The sequence below is a fragment of the Sporolactobacillus shoreicorticis genome (genome assembly GCF_024125445.1).
Classification (GTDB): Bacteria; Bacillota; Bacilli; order Bacillales; family Sporolactobacillaceae; genus Sporolactobacillus; species Sporolactobacillus shoreicorticis.
Map to the genome: position 1 here is coordinate 14,046 of NZ_JAMXWM010000011.1, position 11,516 is coordinate 25,561.

The window sequence follows — 11,516 nt, forward strand, 5'->3', positions numbered from 1 at the left end:
ATTTTTTTAAAATCGGCAGTTTTCAGTGGTCTCAGTGCAGGTCAGGGGAGATCCCGCAGACATTTGACTTGTTGAGGAGGCTCCCGGACTGCCCGCGAGCAACTGGAGTGTATTCAGAACCGGGCGTTTTTTGCCCGGTTTTTCTTATTTTTCAACTAAATGCGGCTCATGCAGAGAAAAAAAGAGGAACAAGCAATGGACGAGTTCTTTCCTCATATACTGGTTTCAGTGATGACATTTTTCGGGAGGCGCCGACCATGACCAGCCAAAAGGACATGTTAGCAATGGCTTCATTGGAAGACAGGCAGAAATTTTATCGAAATAAGGCGCTGAAATTGGAGCAAAGCATGATCTTCGCTAAGGAAGAAGTCGCGCAGTTAAAAAAAGAGCTGAGTGAAAAGACGGCAAAGACGAAGGATATAGATAAGAATTATGAGAAACTCAAGAACCAACTAGCCGCTCTGAATAAGGATTATGTGGCTCTGAAGCAGCGTGAACAAGAGATTCAAAAAAAGCTTGATACCGCCGAAGCAACCATTGAACTGCTTAAACAGAATCAGCGCGCAGCATCGGACTTGTCAAGTGATGAATATAGACATCGTGTCCAGGGATATGAACGTTTGCTTGGCGAAGTACAAACAGAAATTAACGATAAAAACAGACGTATTGAAGTCTATGAAAAACGGCTTGCTATTCTGGAACATCGGTTAAAGAACGAACACAAAAAAACAGAACCCATTCCCGCCCCAAGCAATGACGGTCATCAACAGGAAAAGTACGGAGCAATTTCCTATATCAATTACGTTTGGATTCTTAGCGGGAAGAAAAGTTTAATTCAAGGCGATGTGCTCATTGAAAATACCGGCGCGCTGTCTTTGGATACACCGACAATCTGTTTTCGTTTTCATCCGGGAGATATTGCGGCATTAAAAGGGCATGTCATTCATGAAGAAGATGCACCTTTGGAACAAAGCGAGCAAGAAGAAAATGTATGGGTTATTTTGGACATGGAGGGAGGAAGCGAGAAGAATCAGTCCGGAGAAATATGGGTGAGACCATCGGATCCAATAATTATAAATCCGGGACAATCGACGGCGTTTACTAATTTTCAAATTCCTGTTGATCACAGTTACTTGGATTCTGTGCGTATTGAGTGCTTTGTTTTCTTTGGTGACGATGTATATAAGGTCAAATGTGGCAATGAAATCGTTGTAAATACATCATTTCATGAGCAGAAAAGCGATATTGATTGAATGGCAGATGACATGGTGGTCAGGTTCAACATCTGGGATGATGAGCATTGCTCGCATTAAATTTCGGATCAGTGTTTTTTGTTTACGACCGTATCCTTTGAATGAACAGTCCATCCTCATTTCGCCATTCGGCAACCATAATTTGATCCGGCTCATCGACGGAGTGCCTTTTCAGTTCGTCAATAAGCCACGCTTCTGTTTTACCGATTAAACGCAAATTCTTCTCAATAATCGTTCCGTCACTGATTAATGTGATTGGAAGAGAAACTGCCTGATTAGCGAGCTTCAGATCCTTGCGTTTTGTTTGTTCATACTCTGATTTTCGGAGAACAGAAATTTTGCCGTTCGGCTCCAGTATCGCAAACTCAATTTCCCGTAACGAAAAAATATCCCGATCGCGCAGAAGCATCTGCAAGTGATTCATGTCTACACGATTTTTCTTCATGATTTCCCGATCTATTTGACCTTTATTAATAATTAGAGCTGGCTGGCTCTCAAAGAAGCCACGTGACTGATGGTATTTCAGCGTAATAATATCAATAAGATAGATCAAAATGCCCCAGAACAGAATGGTGAAAATGACCTTGAAGACATGGGTTTGAGGATCATAGATTGCATCACTGACAAAATCGCCGACAACAATCATTGAAATGAAGTCAAATGGCGTCGACTCAGACAGTGACGCCCGACCCATGACTTTTGTCAGAAGAAGCAGGGCGAATAATCCGACACTTAATTCAACGCAAATAGAGATAAATTCATTCATGTACACATGCCGCCTTTCGAATGCCGAGCCGTTGTGTTAATCGCAAACTTCATTTAGTTTTTGAGAATGAAGCAGATTTTATACAGGATAAATAGTGCGCATGTCTGAATAAAGAAAAATTGCGTTTTTCTATGTAAAAAGTAAGCACTGATATTCGTTCTTGCTTGAAACGAGGTGATTGCGCTATGATAACGGTGCGGAGTCTTGATCGCGGGCGCCCCATTTTGACGTGTTTTTTGCGATACTTTTGTGACTTTTCTATTCTTCCGTCATTTATTTTCGTTTTTTGGCATAAAATGAAGAAGGCAGTTTGTGCAATTTTTGGCGTTAAGCAGGGGAATAAAGCAACTTATTTTAGATGATCAATACCTGAGTTTTATGTATTTTTTCAGCTGCATCCTGTTTTTGTGCAGTTTTTTGAATCAGTTGTATATGAAAATACAATAATGTACAGAATGACGGGTCAATACTATGTCTTGATCTGTTTTTGGAAGGAGAAAAGATGAATGAGTGAACAATCCTATTCGAAAAGTATGACCTACGCACCTGGTCTGCCAAAAGGTGCAACTTTTTATTCGGCGAATAAAAAAAGAGTAACTTCTGAGGCCATCGCAAATGCCGTTGAAGCGGCCTTAGAAGAGCGCGGTGTTACCATTGAGGATATTGCAGAAATTGTTTTAGATTTACAGAAACCCTTTATGTCCGGATTGACGATTGATACATGTGTGGAGAATGTTCAGGGCGTACTTGCCAAAAGGGAGTTGCAGCACGCAATTCTCGTGGGAATAGAACTTGATCGGCTGGCTGAAAAAAAATTGCTGTCTGAACCTCTGCAGTCACTTGTAGATCAAGATGAAGGCCTATTTGGTGTGGATGAAACGATTGCATTAGGTGCTGTATCCAGTTTTGGCAGTATTGCGGCGACGACCTTTGGCTATCTGGATAAGGTAAAGCCTAAGATTATCGGCCGGCTGGATCTTGAAAAAGAGGGGAAAGTCAACACGTTCCTTGACGATTTGATTGCCAGCATTGCGGCTGACGCATCAAGCCGGCTTGCTCATCGAGTGAGGGATGATGAAGAAAAACGTGTTTCTCAATCCAACTGTAAATAAGCGAATCCTGATCTTGTAGATTCGCTTTTTTGGTACAAATAAGAAAATATAAAAATTTAGAGGAATGTGGAAGTGCAATTAAGGATTCGCCGCTCAGTGGCTTGACGAAGCCATGTTTTCTAATGATATAATGTTATAAAGTTGGTTTTAACACAAATAAAAAGTATAAAATATGAACGGAATCGAGTGCAAGTGGCCTGGCAAATAAAGAAACTTTTGCTGAGCACATGTATGTCCCATACGCAACGCGAAAGTTATCATCCTGTGAAATACGTCCTGTGGTGGGATGAAGCTAGGTCATCAGTGACCGCCACGGCGGCGGCTTTGCTTTCGCCAGAGGATTGGCAAAACCAAGTTTTCGAATAAGGTAACGCGATTAACTGATGAGGTGCTGAATATGACCTGTTTTCTTGTGCTACATGGGCTTGGCGGCAGTACGAGCGGGCACTGGCAAGAGTGGCTGACTGAAGAATTGAAGAAAAGGGGAGCGCGTGTCTGGTTTCCGCAGCTTCCTCAATGGGAGCATCCGGTAAGAGGAGCGTGGCTTGACTGCCTTGAAGAGACAATGAACGAGATTCCTAGGGATGAACCTCTGGTTGTGGTAACACATAGTTTAGGCTGTATTCTCTGGCTTCATTATGCGTCACGGCATGATGCAAGGAAGGTGGATCGATTAATCATGGTCTGTCCGCCATCTGAGCATTTGGACAAACCAGAGATTCAGAACTTTTTTCCGCTTCCAAAGGATAAGACTGTATTGCAAAAAGTCGCAAAGAAATCGTTATTAATTTTATCAACAAATGATCATTTTCTGCCTCAAGACAAAATGAAACAGTATTTTGATTTTCATGTACCTTGTTTGGTTTTCCCAGAGCAAGGGCATATCAATATCCAATCTGGCTACGGACCATGGCCATGGATGCTTCGTTTTTGCTTAGAGAATGATGTATACTGGCCGTGCGTATCGGTCTGAACAACACAAGCCAGAGGCAGCAAATCCTCTGGCTTGTTTCTTAATTATTTAGTTGTTTCTCAAATGTTTTTGGTAAACGTTCTCAAGCTCGGTTAAGGAAAGCTCGTAAAGTTGATGATTTTTGAACTTAAAAATACCGTGATCAAGCATCTTGCTGATAAGATCACTTTTTTTTTCTTCATAGCTTCTTGTGAGCGTATTGGACATCACCCACACCCCTTGTTTTTCATAAAAATGATCGCATGGAAACAGATTAAAAGCGCCTTGCGACGGTTGCGGATAGTCTAGGTTCGGACATACGCGTGCTTAGCAAAAGTTCCTTCATTTGCCGAATGGCTTATACTAACATCCTCTGACTTTTTAGGATTTTATAGTTCATTTTTGTATAAAAAAATCTATTTATGCGTTTTGGACCCGCCTCAATAGTTCAAGTGCGTCATTACCGCTAACCATGATCAATTCTTCAAGTAATTCATCACGTTTCAAATCCAACTGAATAATTCGTTTTGCTAAATTTGTTGCTTTATCTTGTTCCATTGGGATGCCTCCTAAGATCATTCTCAGTACAGAACTTAATTATTATTTTAAACGGAATGCATGATTTCGTCCAATATTTTGTCATTAATTCTTACATATTGATTGATGTAAGTGAAATAATGATGTAATATTATCTTACAAAATGTTTCGTGATTAATGAGTCATGTTGGTTGCGAAGAGAGGATGATAAATGAATGGTGACGCATTCTCCAAAGGACGCATATTTATACAAAAAAGTCATCACGATCGGAACTGTTTGTGAGCTCACAGGCCTCAGCGAACGTCAAATCCGTTATTATGAAAAAAGAAAATTGATTTTCCCTGAGAGAACAGAGCGGGGGAATCGGAAGTATTCTTTTTCCGATGTGGAAGCGCTTATGGACATAGCTAATAAAATGGAAGACGGTATGCAGACCTCCGAGCTGCGCAAAGAAATGCAGAAAAAAGAGAGCAAGCGTTATGATAATAAGCTGAGAGAACGCATGATTCGTGGACAATTGAATGCCTATTTTAACAAAAGAGATTAATGAATCTTGAATTTATCAGGATCCGGCACTATGCCGGATCTTTTTGCATTACCGAAAAACAGATTTTAGATCGGAAATTGTCGTTATAAGGGCCAAATAGAAGCGTTATTCTTGTTGAAAAAACGCCTGTAATTGAAAAATTTCATCTTAACGTTAGTCCTGTTTGTCACAAAACAGCAAAAAATGTGCCATATTTTGTTCACAAAATTGTCATGAAATAATACGAAAAGTATGCTATGGAAGTTGTAAAGTAAGAGGTGGAATGTGACATCTGTTACACTTTTTTATTTTTAAACCCGATTGAAAAAGTCGGGAATAAGCTTTATGTCCTTATAGATAAATGGTGACGTGAGTGAAAGGTCACCAACTTGAAAAGAGGAGAGAGTATGGACGTATTGAGTTTAGCGAGATTTCAGTATGCGGCAACAACCATTTTCCACTTCTTTTTTGTTCCGTTGTCCATCGGTCTAGTACTGATTGTGTCAATCATGGAAACCATGTATGTTGTCAAGAATAATGAAATTTACAAGAAAATGACTCAATTCTGGGGAAAGTTTTTTCTAATTAATTTTGCGATCGGTGTTGTGACGGGGATTCTGCAAGAGTTCCAATTCGGGATGAACTGGTCCGAGTATTCGCGATTTATGGGGGATGTCTTCGGAGCGCCTCTTGCGATTGAAGCGTTGCTGGCCTTCTTTATGGAGTCTACATTTATTGGCCTTTGGCTGTTCGGGTGGGACAGACTGTCGAAAAAAGTTCATCTTACCTGCATTTGGCTGGTTACGGCTGGAACGACTTTATCGGCCCTTTGGATTCTGACTGCAAACTCATTTATGCAACACCCGGTCGGTTTTCATATTAATAATGGTAGGGCGGAAATGAATGATTTTCTGGCACTTCTCACAAATCCTCAGCTATGGGTAGAATTTCCGCACACAATCTTCGGCTCCTTCGCGACCGGTGCTTTTGTTGTTGCCGGCATCAGTGCGATTGCATTGTTGAAAAGAAACCGTGTGGATTTCTACTTAAAATCATTTAAAATTGCCATAGTGATCGGGCTCGTGTCCGGTGTTCTGCTTTCACTTGTCGGACATTCGCAGGCACAGTATCTGGTAAAGACGCAGCCGATGAAAATGGCTGCAAGTGAAGGCACTTGGAAAGATACGGCAGATCCGGCTCCATGGACGGTTATTGCAAATATTGATACAAAGAATCATAAAAACACGGGAGAAATAAAAATTCCTTATTTATTGAGTTTCCTGTCATACGGAAAATTCAGTGGGAGTGTAGAAGGAATCGAAACACTTCAAAAGAGATACGTGGAAAAATATGGTCCTGGCAATTATATCCCATCAGTTAAAACAACGTTTTGGACGTTTCGGATCATGACGGTTATGGGCGGGCTGCTCTGTCTGCTCGGTATTGTCGGTGTATTTCTTGTTTGGAGAAAGAAACTTCTGAACAACAAATGGTTTTTGCGCACCATGGTTGCAGCGATCGCCATCCCTTTTATCGGCAGCACAACCGGTTGGCTGATGACAGAGATTGGTCGTCAGCCTTGGACCGTTTTTGGTTACATGCAGACGGCAGCAAGTGTGTCACCTAATGTTTCAGCAGGGGAACTGCTTTTCTCGATCATTGCATTTATCGGGATGTATTCGATTATGGCAGTTGTCATGATTTATCTGTTTGTACGCACGTTTAAGGAAGGACCTTCACTTGACAATAAAGTAACGAATCAATCAAACGATCCGTTTGACGGGGAGGGATATCACATTGTTACTGAATGAATTGTGGTTTCTTCTAATAGCGATCTTGTTTATCGGTTTCTTTTTCCTTGAAGGCTATGACTTTGGCGTCGGCATGGCCACGCGATTTGTCGCACGGGATGAGACAGAACGGCGCGTGTTGATCAATACGATCGGACCGTTCTGGGATGCAAATGAAGTATGGATGATTACGGCAGGCGGTGCGATGTTCGCGGCCTTTCCAAACTGGTATGCAACGCTGTTCAGCGGTTTTTATGTTCCGCTCGTGTTTTTATTGTTGCTCCTGATTGCACGCGGAACTGCATTTGAGTACAGAGCGAAGGTCGATCATCCAAAATGGGCGGGTACTTGGGACTGGGCAATTTTTATTGCCAGTCTGCTTTGCCCATTTTTATGGGGTGTGGTTTTTTCAACGCTCGTTTATGGGCTCCCCATTGATAAAAACATGAACATGCATGCTACATTTACGAGCATTGTCAATCCATACTCAGCCCTTGGCGGTGTATTAATCACGCTTTTATGTCTTTATCACGGTCTTGTTTATATTTGCCTTCGAACGACTGATGTCATTCAAGCGCGCACGCGTGCACTGGCGAAAAAAATATTCTGGGTATTGGCAGCAGCAGCCATTGCTTTTGTTGTGGTGACGTTCTTTGTCACGGATCTGTTTACGAAACGTGGCCTGGTCCTGTATCCGATCTATGCGCTGGACGTCATTCTGTTGATTCTTTCGGCATTTTTCTTAAGTAAGAAGCGTGACGGATGGGCATTTGGAATGAACGCGGGAGTTATTGTGCTGACGATCAGCTCGTTGTTTATCGGTTTGTTCCCAAGACTGATGATCAGCAACGTCAAAAAAGCCTATGATTTGACGGTTTATAATTCAGCATCGGGATCCTACTCACTGACTGTAATGACCATTGTTGCGGTTACATTGCTTCCATTTGTTCTCGGCTACTCGATTTGGAGTTATTATGTATTTAGAAAGAGAGTTTCGAAAGAAGAACATATGGAATATTGAGAGAGGGAAAAGGAAAGGATGTGAGCGCTTGGCCCCCGTAACAAGAAGACGGTGGTATTGCCAAGCCTGTTTATGGATCGGGAACTGTTGTCCTATAAAGGTGCCAAGCCGCTTTTCGCATTAACTGCGCTGCTGACGACCATTCAAGGATTGTGTATTATTCTGCAAGCCATATATTTAGGCCGGAGCGTATCCGGCCTTTTTTCAGGGAAACAGATTGCGAGTGTAAGCTCCGATCTGCTCCTTTTTTTCGGTGTACTGGTTCTAAGATATTTAATTATCTTCATAATTAAACAAGCCTGCTATCATTTTGCAGATCGAACAAGCTCTGAATTAAGAAAGTCATTTCTGAAAAAGCTTTTTGAAACCGGGCCCCGGTCGGTAAAAAAAGAAGGGACCGGATCCATGGTGTCACTTGCACTTGAAGGCGTGCTTCAAACCCGAAACTATCTTGAACTTTTTGTCCCTAAAATGGCGGCGAATGGAATTATTCCGCTGTTGATTCTCGCGTATGTTTTCTGGGAGGATCGAATGTCCGCTGTTATTTTGCTCCTGACTATGCCGATATTGATTATTTTTATGATTTTGCTCGGACTCGCTGCACAGAAAAAAATGGATGATCGCTGGGCATCCTATCGTGTGCTTTCCAACCATTTTATTGATTCATTGAGAGGACTGCCAACGTTGTACTACTTAGGCATCAGCAAAAGGCACAAACGAACGATTAATCGCGTCAGCGATAAGTACCGAGTCATGACAATGAGTACATTGCGTCTCGCCTTTCTCTCTTCATTTGCTCTGGATTTTTTCACAATGCTGTCAATCGCCTTTGTCGCGGTTGCACTTGGTATCCGGCTGGTTGACGGTCATATCCTACTGGAGCCGGCACTGATCGTGCTTATTCTTGCTCCTGAATATTTTCTGCCGGTTCGAGAACTTGGGCAGGACTACCATGCCACACTTGATGGCAAGGAAGCCGCACAAAAATTAAATGCCTATGCTAAAGAAGAACCAGAAGATCAAATAACAACAGGTGAAATTCATATTGATCGATGGTCGAATCAATCAATTTTGGCTATTGAAAATGGTTCGGTCGTTTATCAGGGTTCGAGTAAAAGGGCGCTTGACCACATGGACTTGCAATTTTCAGGTTTTGAAAAAGTAGGAATAATCGGGGCCAGCGGGGCAGGTAAATCCACAATGATTGACTTGATCGGCGGTTTTATACATGCTGATTCAGGCACGATAACGATAAATGGAAAGCCTGCGGCATTTACCTCTGATGAATGGCGGCAGCAAGTGACATATCTTCCTCAGCATCCTTATCTGTTCAGTGCGTCGCTTCGTGATAATATTGCCTTCTATGCGCCGGAAGCAACGCAGCAGCAAATCATACGTGCTGTAGAGGAGGCCGGGCTAGGCAGCCTTGTAGGCCGTTTTCCAAATGGATTGTATGAACGAATAGGCAATGGAGGAAGGCAGCTGAGTGGAGGCCAGGAACAGCGTATCGCGCTGGCGAGGGCCTTTCTGTGCGATCGTCCGATCTTATTGCTTGACGAACCGACGGCGCATCTGGATATTGAAACCGAGTACGAGCTGAAGAAACCGATGCTGCGCTTGTTTGAGCATAAGCTGGTTCTGCTGGCGACACATCGTTTGCACTGGATGGAGCAGATGGATCGGATGATCGTCCTTCAAGACGGTAAAATTGCAGAGACCGGAAGGCAGGACGAACTGATTCAAGTAAACGGTGTATACTGTGCGATGGTTCGCGCTCAACTGGAGGGGATCTGATGAATGAGTGGCTTATACCATCAATAAAAAAACACTGGAGAGGCCTGCTTCTTGCCGGTCTGCTCAGTCTCATGGCAATCCTCTGCGCATCGGGGCTGCTGTTTACGTCCGGATATCTGATTTCCAAAGCGGCTCTGCGTCCGGAAAATATACTGATGATTTACGTTCCAATCGTTGGTGTACGAACCTTTGGTACCTTTCGAGCGGTATTTAATTACGCGGGAAGACTGACAAGCCATAATACGATTTTAAAAGTACTATCTGAAATGCGCACGCATTTGTATGAAAAACTTGAGCGATCCGCTTTGTTTATTCAGGCAAAATACAAAACGGGCGATCTTTTAAGTGTTCTGTCGGATGATATTGAGCACCTTCAAGATCTCTTTTTAAGAACCGTGCTGCCCGGTGGCATTGCGCTTATTGTTTACGCATTATGGATTACCTTGCTTGGCCTGTTTGATTTAGGCTTTGCGTGTTTTATGGCGCTGTATCTTCTTCTCCTTGTTTTCATCTTTCCGATGGTGTCCTTGATCTGGATGAGAAAAAGGCATCGTCTCATCTCGCAGAGCAGACATAAACTTTATGAACAGTTAACGGATGCCGTTTTGGGTGCCGCAGATTGGATGATGTCGGGCAGACAGAAACGCTTTCTTGAAAAATATGAGCAGCTGGAGGGAGAAGCGCGGTCGGCGGAGTGTTCTTTGCATTCTTTCAGAAAATGGCGCGATTTTGCCGCCCAATTAATTGTCGGTCTTTGTGTTGTTCTTCTGGTTCTATGGTCGGGGCGTCTTGCTCATGAAGGAATGATTGATCCAACGTTAATTGCTGCATTTGCACTTGTAATCTTTACAGTTTCTGAGGCGCTTATTCCACTTTCAGAGGCGGTCGAAAGAGTGCCGCATTACGAACATGCACTGAATCGTTTGAAAAAAATTGAGCAGCCTCAGGCCCAGATGAGGGAGATTCAAACGGAGGAAAATTGGAAAGGGACTGTTGCGAAGATTGTTATTGATCTTTGCCATGTCTCATTTCGCTATGCAAAGGATGGCGATTGGTCGGTTCATGATTTATCTCTGAGACTGTCTCAAGGGGCAAAGCTTGCAGTTATTGGACGAAGCGGAGCTGGAAAAACGACACTTGCTCATTTAATTTACGGTACTCTTGTTCCTGAGAAGGGAACGGTGACTTTAAATGGAGTGCCTGCCTATCAAATTGGATCGGATCGATCAAAACAAATATCGGTTCTCAGCCAGAATCCGCATCTCTTTGACACATCCGTGCTGAATAATTTGACACTCGGTTGTCCGGACGCAACGATGGATGAAGTCATCAACGTATCGAAAAAGGTAGGATTGCATACGCTCATTGAACAGCTTCCGGACGGCTACCATACTCAAATGCATGAAGCTGGGTCCATCTTTTCCGGTGGGGAACAAGAACGGCTCGCTCTTGCGCGTATACTCTTAAGAAAGACGCCGATTGTCATTTTGGACGAACCGACGGTCGGGTTAGATCCGATTACAGAACGGTCACTATTAAATAAAATTTTTGCTACACTTGAGGGCAGAACATTAATTTGGATCACGCATCACTTGACCGGAACCGAAAAAATGGATCAAGTAATTTTTATGGACAACGGAAAGGTGCACATGCAAGGCAGACATGATCAGCTCTTCAACCAATCGGAACGATACCGCAGTCTCTATGAATTGGATGTACCCATATATTTAAGACAGGCAATTGAAAAACAAAACAAATAAACAA

Annotated in this window: 11 protein-coding genes; 8 read left to right on the top strand and 3 right to left on the bottom strand. The window is 42.8% G+C overall.

Annotation, left to right across the window (positions count from 1 at the left end; translation table 11 throughout):
- Positions 1-257 precede the first annotated feature (257 nt).
- Entirely contained in the window at positions 258-1,253 is a 996-nt protein-coding gene (locus NIE88_RS10510) for a hypothetical protein (RefSeq protein ID WP_253061936.1), read from the top strand.
- 82 nt (positions 1,254-1,335) lie between these two features.
- Here NIE88_RS10510 and NIE88_RS10515 read toward each other — a convergent pair whose 3' ends face one another.
- Positions 1,336-2,019, bottom strand: coding sequence for a DUF421 domain-containing protein (locus NIE88_RS10515; RefSeq protein WP_253061938.1), 684 nt, complete (start codon positions 2,017-2,019; stop codon positions 1,336-1,338).
- Positions 2,020-2,552: 533 nt separating this feature from the next.
- On the opposite strand from NIE88_RS10515, the gene NIE88_RS10520 reads away from it, so the two are divergent.
- Positions 2,553-3,131, top strand: a complete 579-nt coding sequence (locus NIE88_RS10520) for a phosphatidylglycerophosphatase A family protein (protein ID WP_373689428.1) — start codon at positions 2,553-2,555, stop codon at positions 3,129-3,131.
- A gap of 397 nt (positions 3,132-3,528) precedes the next feature.
- Complete coding sequence (locus tag NIE88_RS10525; protein ID WP_253061942.1) at positions 3,529-4,104, top strand: RBBP9/YdeN family alpha/beta hydrolase; 576 nt, start codon at positions 3,529-3,531, stop codon at positions 4,102-4,104.
- Between the two features lie 48 nt (positions 4,105-4,152).
- On the opposite strand, the gene NIE88_RS10530 is transcribed toward NIE88_RS10525, so the two are convergent.
- Together NIE88_RS10530 and ykzB are read right to left on the bottom strand one after the other, a co-directional pair.
- A complete protein-coding gene (locus NIE88_RS10530) occupies positions 4,153-4,311 on the bottom strand; it encodes a Fur-regulated basic protein FbpA (protein ID WP_253061944.1) in 159 nt (52 codons plus the stop codon).
- Positions 4,312-4,503: 192 nt separating this feature from the next.
- Positions 4,504-4,641, bottom strand: a complete 138-nt coding sequence (ykzB, locus tag NIE88_RS10535) for a protein YkzB (protein WP_253061946.1) — start codon at positions 4,639-4,641, stop codon at positions 4,504-4,506.
- 194 nt (positions 4,642-4,835) lie between these two features.
- Here ykzB and NIE88_RS10540 point away from each other — a divergent pair, with 194 nt between their 5' ends.
- The 5 genes from NIE88_RS10540 to cydC all read left to right on the top strand — a co-directional run bounded on the left by NIE88_RS10540 (position 4,836) and on the right by cydC (position 11,512).
- Complete coding sequence (locus tag NIE88_RS10540; protein ID WP_253061948.1) at positions 4,836-5,168, top strand: MerR family transcriptional regulator; 333 nt, start codon at positions 4,836-4,838, stop codon at positions 5,166-5,168.
- Between the two features lie 386 nt (positions 5,169-5,554).
- A complete protein-coding gene (locus NIE88_RS10545) occupies positions 5,555-6,958 on the top strand; it encodes a cytochrome ubiquinol oxidase subunit I (protein ID WP_253061950.1) in 1,404 nt (467 codons plus the stop codon).
- Positions 6,945-7,958, top strand: a complete 1,014-nt coding sequence (gene cydB / locus NIE88_RS10550) for a cytochrome d ubiquinol oxidase subunit II (RefSeq protein ID WP_253061952.1) — start codon at positions 6,945-6,947, stop codon at positions 7,956-7,958. Before NIE88_RS10545 ends, cydB begins: the two co-directional genes overlap by 14 nt.
- Before the next feature lie 57 nt (positions 7,959-8,015).
- Complete coding sequence (cydD, locus tag NIE88_RS10555) at positions 8,016-9,752, top strand: thiol reductant ABC exporter subunit CydD (RefSeq protein ID WP_309247032.1); 1,737 nt, start codon at positions 8,016-8,018, stop codon at positions 9,750-9,752.
- Positions 9,752-11,512, top strand: coding sequence for a thiol reductant ABC exporter subunit CydC (gene cydC / locus NIE88_RS10560; protein ID WP_253061954.1), 1,761 nt, complete (start codon positions 9,752-9,754; stop codon positions 11,510-11,512). Before cydD ends, cydC begins: the two co-directional genes overlap by 1 nt.
- Positions 11,513-11,516 lie beyond the last annotated feature (4 nt).